Here is a 21,415-nt window from a genome sequence, read left to right as displayed (position 1 = left end):
TGATAATCTCCGCGCCGGGTCCCCACTTGGGCTACCTCGCCCGGGTAGCCGGAGCCGGCTCGGCATACTTGTCTGCCGTCTCGAACTCCCCGAAGTCCCCCATCCGAGGAGCCAGCACATGCCCCGTCCCGACGGGTCTGATTCGAGCGCACGCGTGTCCGTGGCACCCCCACGCGGCGCCACCGGCAAGCTCAACCGCGCCGGCTACGCCGTACTCGGCGTCAGCGGCCTCGTGGTGGCGACGGCTTTCGCCGCGATCGCCGAACTCGCGGGTCCCGGCGTCTCCTCCACCGCGGGCGGCACCGGCGTCCCCGGCGGCGGACAGGGCATCGCCCCCGCCGGCGTGCAGGTGGTCCCGGGCAACGCCGTCCCCGGCGGCCCGATGACCGTCAGCGGCTCGCCGACCCCCGGCGCGCCCTCCAGCTCGACGGCGCCGCCGACCACGGTGGACCGGGTCGGCCCGGACGGCAAGGAGACGACGAGCGTCGTCGCGCCGCCTCCGCCGGTCGTACCGCCGGACCCGGGTGGCGGTGAGCCGACGCGTACGGTCCTGCCGCCGTCGTCGACGACGCCGAAGCCCACACCGACGAAGACGACGACGCCCACACCGACACCGACGACCACGCCCCCGTCGGAGACCACGCCCACCACCACGGGTGGCGGCTCCAGCTCCAGCGGCGCCCCCAGCGAGTCGACCCCGGGCAAGTCCAGCACCTCCGGCGCCACCGACACCTCCACGAGCAGCGCTCAGTAAGCCTTTGGTCCGTGAAGGCCTCCTTGCCTACCTTGAGGGTAGGGAAGGAGGCCTTCACTACTTCGCGGCGGTGAGCTGGGCGGCAGGCTCGCGGTAAGGGGGTTGCGAAAGCCACTTTCGCAACCTTCAACGTTGCGAAAGTGGCTTTCGCAACGCACTTCCCTCCCCACGTGCCATGAAAGGTCCTTTCCTTGCAAATTTCGCAAGGAAAGGACCTTTCATGGCGTCCCGCGGGTTCGTGGCGGCCGGGTGCGCCGGATGTCATGAACGACCCTTTCATGACACTCGATCCGGACCGAAAGAGCTCACACTTCGAAGCGGTACCCCATCCCCGGTTCCGTCAGCAGGTGCCGCGGCCGCGAGGGTTCCGGTTCCAGCTTCCGCCGCAGCTGCGCCAGATACACCCGCAGGTAGTGCGATTCGGTCTCGTACGTCGGTCCCCACACCTCGTGCAGCAGCTGTTTCTGCGCCACCAGACGGCCGCGGTTGCGCACCAGCAGTTCCAGCACACCCCATTCGGTCTTGGTGAGGTGCACTTCCTTGCCGTCCCGGCGCACCTTCTTCGCCGCCAGGTCGATGCAAAAGGATCCCGTGTCCACCACCGCGTCCGCACCGTCCACACCGGACGACGCCGATCGGCGCACGGCGGCGCGGAGGCGCGCCAGCAGTTCGTCCATGCCGAAGGGTTTGGTGACGTAGTCGTCGGCGCCGGCGTCGAGGGCCTCGACCTTGTCGGCCGAGTCGCCGCGCGCGGACAGCACGATGATCGGCACGGTCGTCCAGCCGCGCAGGCCGGCGATCACCTCGGTGCCGTCGAGGTCGGGCAGGCCGAGGTCGAGGACGACGACGTCGGGTTTCGTCTCGGCGACGGCCTTCAGCGCGGCCGTCCCGTCGTGCGCGGTGATCACCTTGTAGCCGCGGGCGGACAGGTTGATCCGCAGGGCTCGCACGATCTGCGGTTCGTCGTCGACGACCAGGACCGTCGCCGACGCGGTGTCTGCGCTCATCGCACTCGCTCCTCCTCTTCGTTCTCCAGTCCCTCGTCGTCGAACGCGAGGAGGCTCTTTTCCGGATCCTGACCAACATATGCGGGCAGCGAGATGACGACGGTGAGTCCGCCGCCGGGCGTGTCCTCCGCTCGGATCCGCCCGCCCATCGCCTCGGTGAATCCCTTGGCGACCGACAGCCCCAGTCCCACGCCGGGCACACTGTCCCGGTCTCCCCCGAGCCGTTGGAACGGCGCGAACGCCGAGTCCGCGGTGCCTTTCTTGAGCCCGCGCCCGTGGTCGACGATGCGCAGTTCGACATGGTCCGAATGCGTGCTGGCGCGGGCCGAGATCGGCTCGCGCGACCTCCCGTGCCGCAGCGCGTTGTCGATCACGTTCGCCACGACCCGTTCCAGCAGGCCGGGATCGGCGCACACCGACGGCAGCCGCGAGTCGATCGCGACCACGACCGAATCCGAGTTGTCCACATTGGACAAGGCGTGCGAGACCACCTCGTCGTAGCCGACCGGGCGCAGGTGCGGGCGCACCGCGCCGGTCGCCAGCCGAGACGAGTCGAGCAGGTTGTCGATCAGCCCGGCCAGCCGGTCCGCCGATTCCTCGATCGCTTCGAGCAGCTCGTCGGTGTCCTCTTCGGACAGTGAGATGTCGGTCGCGCGCAGGCTGCCGATGGACGCCTTGATCGACGTCAGCGGCGTACGGAGGTCGTGGCCGACGGCCGACAGCAGAGCTGTGCGCAGTTCGGTCGCCTCGGCCTTGCGTTCGGCGCGGATGGCCGCCTTCGCCGTCCGCTGCTGCCGCAGGGCCAGCAACGCCTGCCCCGCGACGGCTTCCAGCACTCCCCGGTCCGACGCGGGCAGCGCGCGGCCCCGCAGGGTCAGGTGGACGTCGGCGGTGACCGCGATGTCGGCGTCGGCCTGGTCGGGATCGGCGCAGGGATCCGTGCCGGCGTTCGCCACCCGTTTCCACTTCCCGTCCCGCTTTTCCAGCAGGGACACCGAAGTCAGGCCGAAGTTCTCGCGGACCTTCTCCAGCAGCCGCTCGATCGGGTTGGTGTGCGTGAGCACCGTCCGCGCGTACGAAGCGAGCAGCGCGGCCTCGGTCCGCGCCCGCGCGGCCTGCGTCGCGCGCCGGGCGGCGGTGTCGACGACCGCCGCGACGAGGACCGCCACCAGCACCATCGCGACCAGCGTGATCACGTTCCGCGGCTCGTGGACGGTCAGGTTGTACAGCGGCGGGGTGAAGAAGAAGTTCAGCAGCCCGGCCGAGAACACCGCCGCGAGCAGCGCGGGCCCGAGCCCACCCGCGAGCGCGACCAGCACCGTCGCGAGGACGTAGTCGATCACGTCGGTGGAGAAATCGAGCTGATCCCTCAGCAGGACACCGAGCAGCGTGGCCAGCGCGGGCAGCACCAGCGAAAGCACCCAGCCGGTCAGCCGCCGCGAAGGCGCGAGCGGGCTCCGATTGAAGCGGGCGCGCAGCCGCCCGCCCGCTTCGTCGTGCGTGACCATGTGGACGTCGATCGGACCGGACCGCTGGACCACGGCGGCGCCGATGCCTTCGTCGAACAACCGCGCCACGCGTGACCGCCGCGAGGTCCCGACCACCAGCTGGGTCGCGTTCACCCCGCGCGCGAAGTCGAGCAGAGCCGTCGGCACGTCGTCGCCGACGACGGTGTGGAAGGTCGCGCCGACCTCTTCGGCCAGCTTCCGGTACTTGCCGACCGCCGTCGGCCCCATCCCGGCGAGCCCGTCGCCGCGCAGGATGTGCAGTACCTGCAGTTCGGCGCCCGCGCGGTTCGCGATGCGGCTCGCGCGGCGGATCAGCGTCTCGCTTTCCGGGCCGCCGGTGATGGACACGACCACCCGTTCGCGTGCTTCCCACGTGTCGGTGATCTTTTGCTCGGCTCGGTACCGCTGCAACGCCACGTCGACCTGGTCGGCGACCCACAGCAACGCGAGCTCCCGCAGCGCGGTGAGGTTGCCGGGCCGGAAGTAGTTGCCCAGCGCCGCGTCGATCCGCTCGGCCGGGTAGACGTTGCCGTGCGCCAGCCGCCTGCGCAGTGCCTCGGGCGTGATGTCGACCAGCTCCAGCTGCTCGGCCCGCCGCACGACCTCGTCGGGCACCGTCTCCTGCTGGGTGACGCCGGTGATCCGCTCGACGACGTCGTTGAGGCTCTGCAGATGCTGCACGTTGACCGTGGAGAGCACGTCGATCCCGGCGGCGAGCAGTTCGTCGATGTCCTGCCAGCGCTTTTCGTTGCGCGATCCCGGCACGTTGGTGTGCGCGAGTTCGTCGACCACGGCGACCTCGGGGGCGCGGGCGAGCAGCGCGTCGAGGTCCATCTCCTCGAACTCGTGGTCCCGGTGCGCGGACCGGCGGCGCGGCACCGTCTCGAGCCCGTCGACGAGCTCCGCGGTCTTCTTCCGCCCGTGCGTCTCGACCAGGCCGATGACCACGTCGGTGCCCCGGTCGAGGCGGCGTCGCGCCTCGCCGAGCATCGCGTAGGTCTTGCCGACGCCCGGGGCCGCGCCGAGGTAGATCCTCAGCTCACCCCGGCGCGGCTTGGTCGTGTTCTCGTCCACGTCTGTCAGTGTGCTCCTCCGGCCGCGTCGCGCACGGCCAAGTTGACCTTCAGCACAGCGACGCCCGGCACACCGATCCCGGCGCCGCTCGTGTTGTCGGCCACGAGCTGCCGGACCTTCTCCTCGGACAGGCCCGTGTTCCTGGCCACTCGCGGGATCTGGAGGTCGGCGTAGGCGACGCTGATCGCCGGATCCATCCCGGAGCTCGACGCCGTCACCGCGTCGGCGGGCACCTGAGACTCCTGGACACCCTCGCGGGCGGCGATGAGCTTCTTGCGCTCACCGATCGCGGCGACCAGGTCCTCGTTGTACGGGCCCTTGTTCGACGCGCCGGACGACGACGGGTCGCCGGGGCCGAGGGCGTCCTTCGAGCCCGCGGACGGGCGGTTGTGGAACCACGGATCCTTGGCCGGGTCGGCCGCGACCGGGTCGATGCCGATCAGCGAGGACCCGACGGCCTGCCCGTCCTGGGTGACGATCGAGCCTTCCGCGTTGCATTCGAGGCCGGGGATCCGGGAGACCGCCCAAACACCCAGGGGGTAGATCACACCCAGCAGGACCGTGAAGACGAGCAGGACACGCAGCCCGGCGAGGGTCTGTTTCAACAGTGCGTTCATGGGTCACCCGATTCCAGGGATGAGACGGACGAGCAGGTCGATCAGCCAGATCCCGATGAACGGGCTGACGATGCCGCCGAGGCCGTAGACCAGCAGGTTCCGGCGCAGCAGCGCCGACGCCGAGGACGGTTTGTACCGGACGCCGCGCAGGGCGAGCGGGATCAGCCCGACGATGATCAGGGCGTTGAAGATGACCGCCGACAGGATCGCCGACTTCGGCGTCGCCAGCTGCATGACGTTGAGCGCGCCGAGCTGGGCGAAGATGCCGGTGAACATCGCGGGCAGGATGGCGAAGTACTTCGCGAGGTCGTTGGCGACGCTGAACGTGGTCAGCGCGCCACGCGTGATCAGCAGCTGCTTGCCGATCTCGACGATCTCGATCAGCTTCGTCGGGTCGGAGTCGAGGTCCACCATGTTCCCCGCCTCCTTGGCGGCGGAGGTCCCGGTGTTCATCGCGACACCGACGTCCGATTGCGCGAGCGCCGGGGCGTCGTTGGTGCCGTCGCCGGTCATCGCGACCAGCCGCCCGCCCTCCTGCTCCTTCTTGATCAGCGCCATCTTGTCTTCGGGTTTGGCCTCGGCGAGGTAGTCGTCGACGCCCGCGTCCCGCGCGATGGCCTTGGCGGTCAGCGGGTTGTCGCCGGTGATCATGACGGTCTTGATCCCCATCGCGCGGAGCTGGACGAACCGCTCCTTCATCCCGGGTTTGACCACATCGGACAGCCGGATCACGCCGCGCACGAACGCTTTCGCACCGTCGTACTCCGCGACCACGAGCGGCGTGCCACCCTGCCCGCTGATCTCGTCGACGACGCGTTCGGTCTCGTCCGGCATGTCGCCGCCGCGTTCGCGGACCCACTCGCGCACGGCCGCGGTGGCGCCCTTGCGGACCTGACGTTCGCCGATGTCGATGCCGCTCATCCGGGTCTGCGCGGTGAACTCGACGAAGTCCGCGCGTTTCTCACCGTCGGACGCGGTCTCCGCGAGCCCGTGTTCCCTCGCGACGAGTTCGACGATGCTGCGGCCTTCGGGCGTGCCGTCGGCGAGGCTCGAGAGCCGGGCGGCCTTGGCGATGTCGTCCATGGTGGACTGTCCGACCGGGATCAGTTCGGTGGCCTTGCGGTTGCCGAAGGTGATCGTGCCCGTCTTGTCCAGCAGCAGCGTCGAGACGTCGCCGGCGGCTTCCACCGCGCGACCGCTCGTCGCGAGGACATTGCGCTGCACCAGCCGGTCCATCCCCGCGATCCCGATCGCGGACAGCAGCGCGCCGATCGTCGTCGGGATCAGGCAGACCAGCAACGCGGTCAGCACGATCACGGACTGCTGGCTGCCGGAATAGCCCGCCATCGGCTGCAACGCCACGACGGCGAGCAGGAAGATGATCGTCAGCGTCGAGAGCAGGATCGTCAGCGCGATCTCGTTCGGCGTCTTCTGCCGGGAGGCGCCTTCCACCAAGGCGATCATGCGGTCCACAAAGGACTCGCCGGGTTTGGTGGTGATCTTCACGACGACGCGGTCCGAGAGCACCGTGGTGCCGCCGGTGACCGCGCACCGGTCGCCGCCCGATTCGCGGATGACCGGGGCCGACTCGCCGGTGATGGCCGATTCGTCGACGGTCGCGATGCCCTCGACGACGTCGCCGTCACCCGGGATGACCTGCCCGGCCTCGACGACCACGAGATCACCGACGCGCAGGTCGGCACCCGGCACGGTCTCCTCGTCGCCGTCCTCGGTGAGGCGGCGGGCGACCGTCTCCTTCTTGCTGCGACGCAGGGTTTCCGCCTGCGCCTTGCCCCGGCCCTCCGCGACGGCCTCGGCGAGGTTCGCGAACAGGACGGTGAACCACAGCCAGATCGTGATGAGGATGGTGAACACGCTCGGGTCGGTGATCGCGAAGACCGTGGTCAGCGCCGAGCCGATCCACACCACGAACATGACCGGGTTGGCCAGCTGGTGCTTCGGATTGAGCTTGCGCAGCGCTTCCGGGAGCGAGGTCAGCAGCTGTCGTGGGCTGAAGATCCCCGCACCGACCCGGCCCGTGTTCTCCACGTGGTGCTGGGTCGTCTCTTCGGGAGTGCGTTCTTCTGTGACGGTCATGCGAGTGCCTCTGCGATGGGCCCGAGCGCGAGCGCCGGGATGAAGGTGAGGGCCGCGACGAGCACGATCGTGCCCGCGAGCATCGTGCCGAAAAGCGGTCCGGTGGTGGGCAGCGTGCCGGCGGTCTCCGGGACCTTCCGTTGCGAGGCAAGGGATCCGGCCAGGCACAGCACGGCGAGGATCGGGATGAACCGGCCGAGCAGCATCGCCACCGACAACGAGGACTGGAACCAGTCGTTCGTCACGGTGAGCCCGCCGAACGCGCTGCCGTTGTTGTTGCCCGCCGAGGCGTAGGCGTAGAGGACTTCGGAGAGGCCGTGCGCGCCCGAGTTGGTCATGGCGGCCGGGGTGTCGGCCAGCATGAGCGCGACACCGGAGCCGAGCAGCACCACGGTCGGCATCGCCAGCATCGAGACGGCCGCGCAGGTGACCTCGCGTTTGCCGAGCTTCTTCCCCAGGTACTCCGGCGTCCGGCCGACCATCAGCCCGGCGAGGAACATCGCGATCACGGCCATCACGAGGATGCCGTAGAGACCGGTGCCCACCCCGCCCGGCGAGATCTCGCCCAGCAGCATGTTGAGCAGCGCTCCGCCGCCGCCGAGTCCGCTGTAGCTGTCGTGCATGCTGTTGACCGCGCCGGTCGACGTGCCGGTGGTGGCGTTGGCGAACAGCGAACTCAGGCCGATGCCGAACCGCTGTTCCTTGCCCTCCAGGTTCGCCCCGGCGGCCAGCGACGCAGGCCCGCTCGCGTTGGCCTCGGACAGCCAGGTCACCGTGAGCATCGCGGTGAACAGCCCGGCCATCACCGAAAGCAGGACGTAACCCTGGCGCGTGTTGCCGACGAGCTTGCCGAACGTCCGGGTGAGCGAGACGGGGATGACCAGGATCAGGAAGATCTCGATCAGGTTGGTCCAGGCGTTCGGGTTCTCGAACGGATGCGAAGAGTTGGCGTTGAAGATGCCGCCGCCGTTGGTGCCGAGTTCCTTGATGGCTTCCTGGCTCGCGGCGGGCGCGAGCGCGATCTTGCTCGTGCTGCCGTCCGGGTTGAGGACGTCGACGCCGCTCTTGAGACTCTGGACGACGCCGAGCGCGATCAGCGCGATCGCCGCCACGAACGCGATCGGCAGCAGGATCCGGATCGTGCCGCGCGTCAGGTCCACCCAGAAGTTGCCGAGGCGGTCGGTCTTCGAGCGGACGAAGCCGCGGACGACCGCGATGGCGACCGAAAGGCCGACGGCGGCGGACAGGAAGTTCTGCACGGTCAGGCCGGCCATCTGCACGAAGTGACCCATGGTCGCTTCGGGGCTGTAGGACTGCCAGTTCGTGTTGGTCACGAAGCTGACGGCGGTGTTGAAGGCGACCGCCGGCGAGACCGGTTCCTTGCCCAGGCTCCACGGCAGGATCGCCTGGAGCCGCTGAAGCAGGTACAGGAAGACGACGGAGACGAACGAGAAGCCGATCACGGCGGACGCGTAGGTCTTCCAGTGCTGTTCCGATCCGGGGTTCACCCGGAACAGGCGGTACAGGCCGCGTTCGGCCTTGGTGTGCTTCTCGGTCGAGAAGACGCGCGCCATGTAGTCGCCGAGTGGCCGGTAGACCACCGCGAGCGCGACGAGGAGGAGGCCGGCCTGCAAGAGGCCGGCCATCGTGTCTGACATCAGAATTTCTCCGGCCTGACCAGTGCGATGAACAAATAGACGATCAGCCCCAGCGCCAGCAGTCCGCCGACGACGTTGGCCACGGTTCCCGTGCCGGTCACAGCTTTTCCAGACCGCGAAGGGTCAGGGCGAGAACCACGAATACGCCGATCAGGAGCACGGCGTAGAGCAAGTCGGCCACTAGGCACCTCTCAGGACAGGTCACCCCATCGGTGACCAGGACCCCGCAACACTGCGCCTGGTACAGACCGACGCGGCCGCTGCCTGACGGCCTCTTGATGCCCCGATCGGGTGCCTTTACGACTTCTTGACGCCCGGTGACGTGGCCCACAGACCGTGACGTACTGCGGACGGAGCGTGCAATTCGGGCAGACAAGCCCGCCTAAGCGTGTTACACCAGTGTTACAGGTAGTTGTATGTGCTAACTAATCACCAGGAGGTAGCGATGTGCGGAATCGCAGGGTGGGTCTCCTTCGACACGGATCTCACGCAGCGCCGGGAAATCGTCGACGCGATGACCGAGACCATGGCGTGCCGCGGTCCTGACGACTCGGGTACCTGGATCCGGCCCAAGGTGGCGCTGGGCCACCGCCGTCTCGCGATCATCGACCTGCCTGGCGGCAGGCAGCCGATGGCCGAGGCAGGCCTGGCGGCCATGGTCTACAGCGGTGAGGCGTACAACTTCACCGAGCTGCGAGCCGAACTTTCCCAGCGGGGCCACAAATTCGAGACCGACAGCGACACCGAGGTCGTGCTCCACGGCTACCTGGAGTGGGGCGACGAGGTCGTCGATCACCTCAACGGCATGTACGCCTTCGCGATCTGGGACGAACGCGACGAGAAGCTCGTGATGATCCGCGACCGCATGGGCATCAAGCCGTTCTACTACTACCCGACCCCGGACGGCGTCCTCTTCGGCTCCGAACCGAAGGCGATCCTCGCGAACCCCTTGGCGCGCAAGGTGGTCGACACCGACGGCCTGCGCGAGTTGATGTCCATGACCAAGACCCCCGGCTGGTCGCTGTGGAAGGGCATGCACGAGGTCGGACCGGGCACGATCGTCACCGTCGACCGCTCCGGGATCCGCACGCGGACGTACTGGAAGCTCGACGCGAAGCAGCACACGGACGACCAGGAGACCACGGTCGAGCGGGTGCGCGAGCTGATGACCGACATCGTGCACCGCCAGCTGATCGCCGACGTCCCCCGCTGCGTCCTGCTGTCCGGCGGCCTCGATTCCAGCGCCGTCACCGGTCTCGCCGCCGCGCGGCTGGCCGAACAGGGCGAACGGCTGCGCACGTTCTCCGTCGACTTCCAGGGTCAGGAAGAGAACTTCCAGCCGGACGAGGTCCGCGACACCCCGGACTCGCCGTACATCCGCGATGTCGCGAGGCTGGTCGGCTCCGACCACAAGGACGTCGTGCTGAACCCGGCCGAGCTCAGCGACCCCGAGGTCCGCCGCAAGGTGCTGGCCGCACGGGACATCCCGGCCGGGCTCGGGGATATGGACACCTCGCTGTACCTGCTGTTCAAGGCGATCCGCGCCGAGTCGACGGTGGCGCTGTCGGGTGAGTCCGCCGACGAGGTCTTCGGCGGGTACCGCTGGTTCCACGACGAAGCCGCGGTGAACTCGGGGACGTTCCCCTGGCTCGCCTTCCGGATGGGGCTCACCAGCGAGCGGGGCACCCTCCTGCGCGGCGAGGTCCAGGAGAAACTGGACCTGTCCGGCTACATCGCCGACCAGTACAGCACCGCCGTCGCCCAGGTCGAGCACCTCGACGGCGAGAGCGAGCAGGACCGCAAGATGCGCACGATCTGCAACCTGCACCTGACCCGGTTCGTGCGGATGCTGCTGGACCGCAAGGACCGGGCGTCGATGGCCGTCGGGCTCGAGGTGCGCGTGCCGTTCTGCGATCACCGCCTCGTCGAGTACGTGTACAACACGCCGTGGTCGCTGAAGACGTTCGACGGCAGGGAAAAGAGCCTGCTGCGGCACGCGACCGAACACGTGCTGCCGACGTCGGTGCGGGACAGGGTCAAGAGCCCGTATCCGTCCACTCAGGACCCCGGCTACGCGGCCGCGTTGCAGCAGCAGGCCAAGGAGGCCTTGACCGAACGGGACAACCCGGTGTTCGAACTGGTCGACCGTGACTGGCTGCACCGGGTGTCCGAAGTGGACCCGGCCACGATGTCCTCGGCCCAGCGCTCCGGGATCGACCGGGCGCTGGACCTCTACCACTGGTTCGACCTGTACTCCCCCGAGCTCCAGCTCGACTGAGCACCCGGTCCGCCGCCGTCTCAGCGACGGCGGCGGACCGTGCCCCCTACCGCGACTCCCCCGAACACCGCGGTCGCGGCCAGCAGAATGCCCGCCTCGGTCCATTGGAACCGCCAGAACCGGTCGACGGGCTGGTAGACGGTGAAGTCCTGATACCCCGCCGCCTGAGCGCACGCGCTCTTCCCGACCCCCACTGGGCAACCGGGCACGTCGTCCAGCGAACTCATCTCACGGCCGTCCGGCGTGACCCTGCCCAGCTTGACGATCAGCGCCCCTTTCGCGGCCGCGTCCGGGCCGAGCGTGCGCACCGGCTCGGCGTAATGCGGCCTCAGGAAAAGCAAGACGATCGATGCCGCGAGGAACACCGCGACCGTGATCGCGATGGCGGGCAAGGTCTTGCGCACGAGCGCCCCGGCCGCCGCACCGAGAGCGAACGCGAACAGCCACCAGGCGGCGGGCGCGACCCCGAGCGCGCCGAAGTAGGACGTCTCGGCGAAGCTCTCCGCCTTGCCAGGAAACATTTCCAGCCACGCGCCGAACATCTGCCCCGAAGCGAGCCCGGCCAGCATCGCGCACCCGGCGAGTACGCCGAACTTGACGGCCAGCCAGTGCCCGCGGCCGACCGACTGCGTCCACGCGAGCTGGTGGGTGTTGCGCTCGTACTCCCTGGAGAGCAGCGGCGCACCCCAGAAGACGCCTGCCAGCAAGGGAACGAACGGCACCATCGCGACCAGTGGGTAGATCTTCTGATAGAGATCCTCCAGTCCCGCGTCGTACTCACGGCACGGGACGCCGCCGCCGTGACAGTACAAGGAGGTCTCGCCATTCGAGGCGTCGACGGCGACCTGCACGGAGAGGAGCAGGACGCCGCCGAGCACGGCCAGGAATCCCAGGGTGACCAGCAGCTGGGTACGGTGCTGCCGCCAGGTGAGCCAAAGCAAGTAGGTGCGCCTTTCTAGGAACGACGTCGGATGGCGAAGGTCGCGGCGACGGTGAGCAGGAGCGAGACACCCGCGAGGATCGCGGCTTCGGTCCATTGGAAACGCCAGTAGAAGTCCGCGGGCAGGACCTTGAGCGCGGTGACCTCGCCGGCGGCGTCCGTGACCATGTCCAGCACCCGGCCCCCGGGGCCTTGGTCGCCGAAGCCCATGGAGACGAGTTTCGGTTCGGCGTAGAGGTCGCGGAAGTTCCCCACGCCGATCATCAGGCCGACGGTCACCGCGATGGTGACGGCGATGGCGGGCAGCATCTTGCGGATGAACGCTCCCGCGGCGGTGCCGAGCACGAACCCGAAGAGCCACCACGCGCCGGGCGCGACGCCGGTCATCGCGAACAGGACCGGATTGTCGAAACGGCTGGTGAAGGTGGTGTCGCCGCGATCGGTGGGGAAGACCTCCACCCAGCGCTGCATCATCGTGCCGAACGCGAGACCACCGAGGGTGGCGAGCACGGCGAGGAAACCCAGTTTCACGCCGAGCCAGCGGAATCGTGAGATCGACTGTGTCCAGGCGAGTTTCGTGGTACCGCGTTCGTATTCCGCCGCGACCAGCGGGGCGCCCCAGAAGACCCCGATCGCCACCGGGACGACCTGCAACCAGGAGAGATAGGTGTACAGATCCGCGAACAGCTTCGCCGGGTCCGGGCTGTCCGCCGCGGCGTTTCCGTTGACCAGCAACAGGATCCCGACGACTACGAGCAGACCGGCGGTGATCAGCAGCTGCATCCGGTGCTGACGGTAGGTGAGCCAGATCATCGTTCCCCCTTACGCCGAAGCCAGTGTCGGACGAGGCAGGCTCGCGGATTCGGGCCGCCGCAGGTAGGCGAGCACCAGTTCCTCCAGGGTCGACGGCCGCTCGGTCCACTGTGGACCCAGCGGGACCGGTTCGGTGCGGGCGAACACGGTCGCCTGCCTGCCCGCCCTCGCCTCGTCCACGATCGCGACGCGCCTGGCCAGCGCGTCGGCCTCCTCCACCGGCCCGGAAAGGATCCGGTGCCCGGCGACGAGTTCGTCGATGTCGCCGCTGACCTGCACCCGGCCGCCGTTGAGGACGATCAGCCAGTCGCAGGTGTTCTCCAGGTCGGAGACGACGTGGGACGAGAGCAGGACGGTCATCCCGGTCTCGGCGACGGCCTCCATCAGGCCGCGCATGACCTCGTGACGGGCCAGCGGGTCGAGGTTCGCGAGCGGTTCGTCGAGCACCAGGAGGTCCGGGCGTTTGGCGAGCGCGAGGGTGAGCGCGACCTGCGCGCGCTGGCCGCCGGAAAGCTTGCCGACCTTGTGCTTCAAGGGAAGGCCGAGCGAATCGATGCGCTTGAGCGCGAACTCGTCGTCCCAGCCGGGGTTGAGGCGTCTGCCGAACTTGAGCATCTCGGCGATGCTGAAACCCGGGTACAACGGCTTGTCCTGGGCGAGGAAGGCCGTGGTCCCCTGGATCGAGACCGAGCCGAGGGTCGCGTCCAGCAGCCCGACGGCCAGGTGCAGGAAGGTCGTCTTGCCCGCGCCGTTGGGCCCGACAAGGGCGACGACGCGTCCTTTCGGGACGGAGAGGGAGCAGTCGCGCAGCGCCCACTTGCGGCGGTAGCGCTTGCCGAGTCCGGTCGCCTCGATGACGGGTTTATCGGTCATGCCGTCCGCTCCCCTCGAAAGCCATCGACCACCACCGAGGTGAACAACGCCTCGACGTCTTCCTGATCGAGCCCCGATTCCCGCGCGTCGCGGACCCAGATGCCGAGGCTCTTCCGCAAGCGCGTGCGCTCCGCGAACGAAGCGCCTCCGAGCGTCTTCTGGACGAAGGTGCCGAGGCCCGGCTTCCCCTCGACGAGCCCTTCGCGCTCCAGCTCGCGGTACGCCTTGAGGACGGTGTTGGGATTGATCGCGAGTTCCGCGACCACTTCCTTCGCCGTCGGCAGCCGGTCTCCCGGCTCCAGCAATCCCAGGCGCAGGGCGTTCTTGACCTGCTGGACGAGCTGAACGTACGTCGCGACGCCCGAGCCCTTGTCCAAGTGGAAGGTGACCACCGGCAACACCCTTTCACTAATTAAGTAGTGAAAGGGTGCAGGCAGACGCCCGCCCTTGTCAAGCGATCAAGGTTGCTCGTCGCGAAACGCCGAAAACCGTGAAGGCCACCTTGAGGGACTCTGAGTCCCTCAAGGTGGCCTTCACGGAAAACCCCCAGCCCCAGTCAAGAAGAAGCGCCAGTTCGACGACACGGGGGGAAGACGTCGAGCTGGCACTACCCCCAACCCCCACCGCCACTGGAGAAGGCGGTGCCTGTGAAAGGTGTAGGTGTCCACCGTCGTACCGGAACCGAATGGGGGGTCCTGCCCGTCTTGTTGGTTGGGCACGGTTCCGGCGACGGGTCCTCGGTGGACACCCGGCAAGGATCACGCGGGCCGGATGCAACGCGCTTGCACTACGCTTGCAGGCTCTGACGACGGTGAGCGGAGGTGGCCGGGTGGAGTTCCGCGTCCTCGGCGCCGTCGAGGCGTGGGCCGGTGGCGATCCGGTCGATCTCGGCTCGCCCAAACAACGGCTCGTGCTGGCGGTTCTGCTGCTGGAAGCGGGCAAACCGGTACCGCGCGACCGGATCATCGACCTGCTCTGGCCCGAAGAACCACCCGCCAGTGCACGAAACACCGTTCAAGCGCTGGTGTCCAGGCTGCGTGCGGTGTTCCGCGGCGCGGGCGGGCCGGAGATCGTCTCCGAGGGGACCCGGTACCTGCTCAAGCTCGATCCGCGCCAGGTCGACCTGCACCGCTTCACCGAGCTGACCGCGCAGGCCCGTGACGCCGACGACGAAACCGCTGTGGAGCTCCTGGACGAGGCGCTCGGTCTGTGGCGCGGCGAGGCGTTGTCCGACGTGGTGAACGGCGAGATCGCCCAGCGGCTTCGCGGCGGCATCAACGAAGAACGCTGGACGGCGTTGGAGGATCGGGCCGAAGCGCAGCTGCGGCTCGGCCGCGGCAGGCAGGTCCTCGCGGAACTGACCGAACTGGTCGCCGCGCATCCCCTGCGGCAGCGGTTCGTCGGGCAGCTCATGCTCGCGCTGCACCGCGAAGGCCGCACTGACGACGCCCTTGAGGCTTTCCGCGCCTTGAGGGCCAGGCTCGGTAGCGAACTGGGTCTCGATCCGTCCCCGGAACTGCGGCGGCTGGAATCCGCGATCCTCGGCGCCGATCCCGCCCTCGAACCCGCGACCAGGCCCGAGCCGGTCCGCCCGGCGCAGCTGCCGCACGACGTCCGGGGGTTCGCCGGACGGGCGAACGAGCTGGAGCGCCTCGACGAGGCGACCCGCCATGCGGCCGAGGGCACAGACATCTGGGTCATCAGCGGTACCGCCGGTGTCGGCAAGACCGCGCTCGCGGTCCGCTGGGCCCACCGCGTCCGCGACGCTTTCCCCGACGGCCAGCTGTACCTCGACCTGCGTGGTTTCGACCCGGACCACGAACCGCTCACCCCGGCCGTCGCGCTCACCCAGCTCCTGCAGGCACTCGGCACCGCGCCCAAGGCCATCCCACCGGACATCGACACACGCGCCGCGCTGCTCCGGTCACTCCTCGCCGACAAACGGGTCCTCCTCGTCCTGGACAACGTGCGCGATACCGGCCAGGTACTCCCGCTGCTGCCGCCGTCCGGCACCGTCCTGGTCACCAGCCGCCAGCGGCTCGGCGACCTCATCGCCCGCACCGGCGCCCGCGCGCTCCCGCTGCCCGTGCTGCCCGCCGAAGACGCGCGGCATCTGCTGGAAGCCGTGCTCGGCAGCGAAACCGTCGCAGCCGAAGCCGTCGCGGCCGCGGAACTGGCGCGGCTGTGCGGGCATCTCCCGCTCGCACTCCGGATCGCGGCGGCCAACCTCGGCGCGAGCGGCGAACCCGAGATCGCCGAACTCGCCCGCGAGCTCGCCGGTGGCGATCCGCTGGCCGAGCTCACCGTCGACGGTGCCGAGGAAAGTGCCGTGACCACGGCGTTCGGCGTCTCCTACCGGACGCTTCCCGAGGAGCACCGGCAACTGTTCCGCCGGCTCGCGCTCGTGCCCGGCCAGACGTTCACCGCCCCCGCCGCGCAGGCGCTGACCGGCGTCCCGCATTCGAAGGCGAACCAGCAGCTCAAGGCGCTCACGGCGGCGCATCTCGTCGAGCGCTACACCCCTGGGCGCTACCGATTCCACGACCTCCTCCGCAGTTTCGCGGCGGGCCGCACGCTGGCGGAGGACACGAAACCCGAACGCGACGCCGCGGCGAGGCGGCTCTTCGAGAGCTACCTGACCTCCGCCGATGCCGCGGGCCGCACCCTCATCCCGCACTTCCTGCGCCTGCCACGCGAGGAACCGGCGGACAAACCCTTCGCCGACACCGAAGAGGCGCTGGCGTGGCTGGACGCCGAGTGGCCGAATCTCGCCGCCGCCGTCGAGCACAGCGCCGAACACGGCCCGCCCGAGTTCTCCTGGCACCTCGCCGACGCGCTCCGCGCCTTCTTCCACCAGCGCGGTCATCACGCGGAATGGATCGACACCGCCTCGACCGCGCTCAAAGCCGCCCGCCGCGGCGGGGCCGGGCAGGCGCAGGCGGCGATGCACCTGAGTATCGCGCTCGCCTGCGTCAACAGCGGACGCTACGACGAAGCACGCGAGCACCTCACCAGCGCCCTGCGCGGAGACCTCCTCGACGGCTGGGACGCCGGCCGCGCGGCCGTGCTCAACAACCTGAGCGCGGTGCACCAACGCCTCGGCGATCCGCAGGAGGCGATCCGCTGTGGGCTGGAATCCCTGCGGCTGTGCGAAGAACTGAACATGCCGGCCGTCTCGATGGCACTGGCGAACCTCGGTTTCCCGTACTGGCAGACAGGTCAGCTCGACGAGGCGCTCACCAACTTCACCCGCGCGCTGAAGGTCGCCGAACGGGACGGCGCCCGGTTCAGCGTCGCGGTGCTACTGGTGGATCTCGGCAACGTGCACCGCGACCTCGGCCTCCTCGACGACGCCTACGACTTCTACACCCGCGCGCTCGCGGCCAACCGCGAACTGGGTTACACCTACGGCGAGGCGACCGCGCAGTCCGGCAGGGCGGTACTCGAAAGCAGGCGAGACCCGAGCGATCAGAACCGCACGGACGCGCTCGAAGCCGTCGAACTGACGCGCAAGATCGGCGACCGGGGCACCGAGGCCTGGACCCTCGTCGGACTCGGCGAGGTCTGCCTGCGGCTCGACTTGCCCGAGGAGGCCGCCGAGCACTATCGGCTCGCGTTGTCGATCGCGCGGACGACCAGCTTCTTCTGGTGCGAAGCCGCCGCCCGGACCGGACTCGCGGAAACCCTGCTACGGCTGGGAAAACACCCGGAAGCCCGGACACACGGCGAGCTGGCACAGGACCTCGCCGCACGCTCCGGCTACCGGCTCGTCGAGGAACGCGCGAAACTGATCCTGGACGAACTCTAGACGCGTGTCTTGGTGTCGTACGACTTCACTCCGGCGGCGATCGCCGAAGTGATCGCCGTCAGGACAGCGAGGAAGATCGTCAGCGCCATGGCGGTGCTGTCGCTGTCGTCGAAGCTGAAGAGCCACTTGACCTGCGCGCCGAAGGGCGTGCCCCATACCAGCGGTGTCCCCACGAAGACCGCCACCACGTAGAACACGCAAAGCCCGAACAGAGTCCACGCACCGGGAATCCTGCGGGCGAACGTGAATCCCGCCGCGATCACCAGCACTACGGCGGAGATGACGCCGCTGGCCATGTTCTGCACCGTGATACCCGACAAGCGGCCGTCCGCCTCTACGGCTACGACGACGTTGTAGAGCGCGAACCAGACGAGCATGCCGGCGGCGAGCAGCGCCAGGACGCCGGCGATCACCGCGGCCACTGCGTTCGCCCTCGGCTTGGGCGGCGCGCCGACCCACTGCGTGGGGGCGCCAGGCGGCTGCCCGTACTGAGGGGAACCGGGCTGCGGCGGGTGGGGCCGCGGCGGGTTGGGCTGCATCCGCACTCCTCGCGCGTCCGGCGACACGAATCTTCCACCTGTCATGGTTCGCGGTCACCGTAGCGAATGGTGGCTCATGGTGTCCGGTCTTTGGCAGCAAGCTGCCTTCGCGCGCCAGCGGCCGTGAGCGGTACGGCGCAGGTGGCGAGATCGGCCCCGTGGCGTGTCGCGAGTATTCGGGTACGCCGGTGATTCCCCAGTACATGAAGGCCCCCTTCCTGTACCTAGGCGCAAGGAAGGGGGCCTTCATGTACTCCCAAGGCCACCGGCGGCAAGCCCTCGTGAGCGTCGGGCAGGCCGGAATCGCAGGTCCGTGAAGGACTCCTTACCTACCTTGAGAGTAGGGAAGGGGCCCTTCACGTCACGCCGGGCTGTGGCCTTCGCGCAGGGGTCGTGGGAACGCCACTTCAGACGCGAACCTCGTCCACACGGACCGGGCGGCGTTCGCGGCGGGAGAGCTCGCACGCCTCGGCGATGTAGAAAGCCTCCAGTGCGTCCGCCGCTCCGCACGGGCTCGGCGCGCGACCGGCGGCGACGTCGAGGAACGCCTTCAACTCACTGGTGTACGCGGGCCGGAAGCGTTCCATGAACCCGGGGTAGGCCGGGCCGGGCAACGGCTGGACGCCGGGTTCGACCGAGGTCAGCGGCGCACGGTCGTCCAGGCCCACCACGGCGTTGCCCGCCGAGCCGAGCACTTCGAGCCGGACGTCGTAGCCCGCGCCGTTGTACCGGGTCAGCGAGACCACCGCCAGCGTTCCGTCGTCCAGTGTCAGGGTCGCGGCCGCGGTATCGACGTCACCGGCGTCGGCGAAGAACCGCTCGCCCTTGTTCGTTCCGACGGCGTAGACCTCGACGACCTCGCGGCCACTGACGAACCGGACGACGTCGAAGTCGTGCACCCCGCAGTCGCGGAACAGACCGCCGGAATGCGCGACGTACTCGGCGGGCGGCGGTGCCGGGTCGAGTGTGGTCGCGCGCAGGGTGTGCAGCCAGCCGAGCTCGCCCGAAGCCACCGCGGCCCGGGCGGCCGCGTAGCCCGCGTCGAACCTGCGCTGGAAGCCGATCTGCACCGGTACGTCCGAACCGGAGATCTTGTCGATCACCGCGAGCGTGCCGGGGATGTCGGCGGCGACCGGCTTCTCGCAGAACACCGGGATCCCCGCGTCGACGGCCTTGAGGATCAGTTCCGGATGGGCGTCCGTGGCCGCGGCGATCACGAGACCGTCCAAAGAGGACGCGAACAGCGAGGGAATGTCCGTTGCCGCTTCGACGCCGAGTTTGACCGCGGCCGCCTGGGCGCGTGCGGCGTCCACGTCGGCGACGACCACGGACGAGACCGCGTCGAAGTTCTTCAAGGTCTCGGCGTGCGAAGTGCCGATCCGGCCGGCGCCGGCGAGTCCCAACCTCATGTGGTTACCTTTCTGGAGCGGTGGTGGTCGAACGGACCACCAGCGAGGGGTGCAGCAGATGCCGGACCGGTTCGGCACGTTCGCCCCGGACCCGTTCGAGCAGTGCCTCGACGGCCAGCCGCCCCATTTCGGTCCGCGGCTGGTCCACAGTGGTCAGTGAGAGATGGCGCAGCGCGGCGAGCGAGGTGTTGTCGTAGCCGACCACGGAAACGTCTTCGGGGACTCGCAGACCCGCCTCCTCCAGCGCGGAGATCGCGCCGACGGCGTTGAAGTCGTTGCCCGCCACCAACGCTGTCGGCAGTCCGCCCTGCGGCGGGTCGCCGAGCAGTTCGAGCACGGCCTTCTCCCCGGCGGTGTCGGTGTGCTCGCTGCGCACGATGATCGGATGCAGCCGATGCCGCCGCATGGCCTGCTGGTAACCCCGGCGCCGGGCCGCGGCACCGGCCGCCAGTCCACCGTCCAGATGGGCGATCCTCCGGTGCCCCAAGGAAACCAGATGGTCGACGGCGAGCGCGGAACCCGCCTCGCCGTCGTCGTTGACCGTGTCCACTCCCGGCGCGCGCGAAGTGCGCGACACCAGGACGACGGGGCCCTGGGCGGCCGCTTCCTCGATCGCCGACGCGGGCACCACCGGCGACAGCAGGATCACCCCGGCCGGACGGAAGGACAACAGGCTCTTCAACGCGGCCCGCTCGCGCGCGGGACTGCGGCCGCCGGTGTTGAGGATCAAATGGAATCCGGCCGCTTCGGCCGCCGCGTCGAGCCCCTCGACGACGTCGGCGAAGAACGCGTTGCGAAGGTCGGAGACCATCACGCCGAGGACGGTCGACGTCCGGCTCGCCAGCGATCGGGCCATCGCGTGCGGTTCGTACCCCAGCTCGTGCGCCGCGCACAGCACGCGCGTCCGCCGTTCGTCGGACACGTTCGGCGCGTTGCGCATCACCAGCGACACGAGCGCACGGGACACCCCCGCTTTCGCGGCGACGTCCTCCATCGTCGGTCGCGCCATTTCCATCCTCCCCCTGCCCTTGACTTTACTGTGACGGACGCTACATGATTAGAGCGCTCTAATCAATAGAGCGCTCTAACCCGATCCCCGACCCCGAACCGCTGAATCTTCAGGAGGCCGCCGATGCCAGTGACGACATCCCGGATCCGCGTCGCCGCCGCCCCGATCTCCTGGGGCGTGTGCGAAGTCCCCGGCTGGGGCCGCGTGCTCGACGCGGGGACCGTACTGGGCGAAATGGCGGAGCTGGGAGTGCGCGCCACCGAGCTCGGCCCGCCCGGATATCTGCCGCGAGACCCGGCCGAGCTGCGCGGATTGCTCGGCGGATACGAGCTCGACCTGGTCGGCGGGTTCCTCGCCGTCGTACTGCACGAGAACCCCGAAGCCGCGGTGGCGGCGGCCGAGGAGTCGGCGGCGCTGTTCGCCGCCTGCGGTGGCGACGTGCTCGTGCTCGCCGCCGCCACCGGTCTCGACGGCTACGACGACCGGCCGAAGCTGAGCGACACCGAATGGGCGACCCTCGTCGAAACCTCCGGCGAGATCGGGGAAATCGCCGCGCGCCATGGACTTCGTACCGTGCTGCATCCGCACGTCGGGACGCACACGGAAACCGAGGAAGAGGTCGAGCGCTTCCTCGCCGATTCCACTCTGCCGCTGTGCCTGGACACCGGGCATCTCCTCATCGGCGGGACCGATCCGGTGGCGCTGGCCGAACGGTACCCCGAACGGGTCGGGCACCTGCACCTCAAGGACGTGCGCGGCGAACTCGCCGAAGATGTCCGTGCCGGAAGGCTTCCCTATACCGAAGCGGTGGGCAAAGGTCTGTATGTCCCGCTCGGCGACGGGGACGTCGACATCGAAACGATGGTCAGGTCCGTCCACGAGGCGGGCTACGACGGGTGGTACGTGCTCGAACAGGACACCGCGCTGAGCGAGGGGAGCCCGGAGGATCTACCGAAGCGGGATGTGGCCAGGAGTCTGGCGCATCTCGACGGAATCGTCAGCCGGCTCCCGGCTGCCAGGTAACGGAAGAA

The 21,415-nt window shown here is 69.0% G+C and carries 17 protein-coding genes; 4 read left to right on the top strand and 13 right to left on the bottom strand.

Going from position 1 to position 21,415, the window contains the following annotated elements; all coding sequences use genetic code 11:
* Window positions 1-118 precede the first annotated feature (118 nt).
* Window positions 119-754 carry a hypothetical protein gene (locus DL990_RS41260; RefSeq protein ID WP_158632626.1) on the top strand — a complete coding sequence of 212 codons (636 nt, stop codon included), beginning with the start codon at window positions 119-121 and terminating at the stop codon, window positions 752-754.
* A gap of 305 nt (window positions 755-1,059) precedes the next feature.
* Here DL990_RS41260 and DL990_RS16265 read toward each other — a convergent pair whose 3' ends face one another.
* Genes DL990_RS16265 through kdpF form a run of 6 tightly spaced genes read right to left on the bottom strand, consistent with a single transcriptional unit; the run spans window position 1,060 to window position 8,816 of the window.
* On the bottom strand, window positions 1,060-1,761 hold the full coding sequence (locus DL990_RS16265) for a response regulator (protein WP_125786556.1): 702 nt from the start codon (window positions 1,759-1,761) through the stop codon (window positions 1,060-1,062).
* Window positions 1,758-4,343 (bottom strand): sensor histidine kinase KdpD, encoded by a 2,586-nt coding sequence (locus DL990_RS16260; protein WP_125786557.1) that lies wholly within the window; start codon window positions 4,341-4,343, stop codon window positions 1,758-1,760. The genes DL990_RS16265 and DL990_RS16260 overlap by 4 nt, the downstream gene beginning before the upstream one ends.
* A gap of 5 nt (window positions 4,344-4,348) precedes the next feature.
* Window positions 4,349-4,960 (bottom strand): potassium-transporting ATPase subunit C, encoded by a 612-nt coding sequence (locus tag DL990_RS16255; RefSeq protein ID WP_125799161.1) that lies wholly within the window; start codon window positions 4,958-4,960, stop codon window positions 4,349-4,351.
* 3 nt (window positions 4,961-4,963) lie between these two features.
* A complete protein-coding gene (gene kdpB, locus DL990_RS16250) occupies window positions 4,964-7,057 on the bottom strand; it encodes a potassium-transporting ATPase subunit KdpB (RefSeq protein WP_125786559.1) in 2,094 nt (697 codons plus the stop codon).
* The gene (gene kdpA / locus DL990_RS16245) at window positions 7,054-8,715 is read right to left on the bottom strand and encodes a potassium-transporting ATPase subunit KdpA (protein ID WP_125799160.1); all 1,662 of its coding nucleotides are present in this window, start codon (window positions 8,713-8,715) and stop codon (window positions 7,054-7,056) included. The genes kdpB and kdpA overlap by 4 nt, the downstream gene beginning before the upstream one ends.
* Complete coding sequence (gene kdpF, locus DL990_RS16240) at window positions 8,715-8,816, bottom strand: K(+)-transporting ATPase subunit F (protein WP_020630647.1); 102 nt, start codon at window positions 8,814-8,816, stop codon at window positions 8,715-8,717. Before kdpF ends, kdpA begins: the two co-directional genes overlap by 1 nt.
* 344 nt (window positions 8,817-9,160) lie before the next feature.
* Here kdpF and asnB point away from each other — a divergent pair, with 344 nt between their 5' ends.
* Window positions 9,161-10,993 carry an asparagine synthase (glutamine-hydrolyzing) gene (asnB, locus tag DL990_RS16230; RefSeq protein ID WP_125799159.1) on the top strand — a complete coding sequence of 611 codons (1,833 nt, stop codon included), beginning with the start codon at window positions 9,161-9,163 and terminating at the stop codon, window positions 10,991-10,993.
* A 20-nt stretch (window positions 10,994-11,013) separates the two neighbouring features.
* On the opposite strand, the gene DL990_RS16225 is transcribed toward asnB, so the two are convergent.
* Genes DL990_RS16225 through DL990_RS16210 form a run of 4 tightly spaced genes read right to left on the bottom strand, consistent with a single transcriptional unit; the run spans window position 11,014 to window position 14,011 of the window.
* Window positions 11,014-11,934 (bottom strand): ABC transporter permease subunit, encoded by a 921-nt coding sequence (locus DL990_RS16225; protein WP_125786563.1) that lies wholly within the window; start codon window positions 11,932-11,934, stop codon window positions 11,014-11,016.
* Between the two features lie 14 nt (window positions 11,935-11,948).
* A complete protein-coding gene (locus DL990_RS16220) occupies window positions 11,949-12,746 on the bottom strand; it encodes an ABC transporter permease (protein WP_125786564.1) in 798 nt (265 codons plus the stop codon).
* Between the two features lie 9 nt (window positions 12,747-12,755).
* The gene (locus DL990_RS16215) at window positions 12,756-13,619 is read right to left on the bottom strand and encodes an ABC transporter ATP-binding protein (RefSeq protein WP_125786565.1); all 864 of its coding nucleotides are present in this window, start codon (window positions 13,617-13,619) and stop codon (window positions 12,756-12,758) included.
* Window positions 13,616-14,011, bottom strand: coding sequence for a GntR family transcriptional regulator (locus DL990_RS16210; protein WP_125786566.1), 396 nt, complete (start codon window positions 14,009-14,011; stop codon window positions 13,616-13,618). The genes DL990_RS16215 and DL990_RS16210 overlap by 4 nt, the downstream gene beginning before the upstream one ends.
* 437 nt (window positions 14,012-14,448) lie before the next feature.
* Here DL990_RS16210 and DL990_RS16205 point away from each other — a divergent pair, with 437 nt between their 5' ends.
* Entirely contained in the window at window positions 14,449-17,427 is a 2,979-nt protein-coding gene (locus tag DL990_RS16205; RefSeq protein WP_125799158.1) for a BTAD domain-containing putative transcriptional regulator, read from the top strand.
* On the opposite strand, the gene DL990_RS16200 is transcribed toward DL990_RS16205, so the two are convergent.
* From DL990_RS16200 to DL990_RS16190, 3 genes are all read right to left on the bottom strand, one after another.
* Window positions 17,424-17,966 carry a hypothetical protein gene (locus DL990_RS16200; protein WP_233598952.1) on the bottom strand — a complete coding sequence of 181 codons (543 nt, stop codon included), beginning with the start codon at window positions 17,964-17,966 and terminating at the stop codon, window positions 17,424-17,426. The two genes, DL990_RS16205 and DL990_RS16200, sit on opposite strands and share 4 nt — an antisense overlap.
* Window positions 17,967-18,373: 407 nt before the next feature.
* A complete protein-coding gene (locus DL990_RS16195; RefSeq protein ID WP_125799157.1) occupies window positions 18,374-19,375 on the bottom strand; it encodes a Gfo/Idh/MocA family oxidoreductase in 1,002 nt (333 codons plus the stop codon).
* A 4-nt stretch (window positions 19,376-19,379) separates the two neighbouring features.
* Window positions 19,380-20,384 carry a LacI family DNA-binding transcriptional regulator gene (locus DL990_RS16190; protein ID WP_125799156.1) on the bottom strand — a complete coding sequence of 335 codons (1,005 nt, stop codon included), beginning with the start codon at window positions 20,382-20,384 and terminating at the stop codon, window positions 19,380-19,382.
* A gap of 123 nt (window positions 20,385-20,507) precedes the next feature.
* Between DL990_RS16190 and DL990_RS16185 the strand changes: the two genes are divergently transcribed.
* Window positions 20,508-21,407 (top strand): sugar phosphate isomerase/epimerase, encoded by a 900-nt coding sequence (locus DL990_RS16185; RefSeq protein ID WP_125799155.1) that lies wholly within the window; start codon window positions 20,508-20,510, stop codon window positions 21,405-21,407.
* The last annotated feature ends 8 nt before the right edge of the window (window positions 21,408-21,415 follow it).

Source organism: Amycolatopsis sp. WAC 01416, from assembly GCF_003947485.1.
GTDB lineage: Bacteria > Actinomycetota > Actinomycetes > Mycobacteriales > Pseudonocardiaceae > Amycolatopsis.
This window is presented reverse-complemented; position numbering and strand designations above follow the sequence as displayed.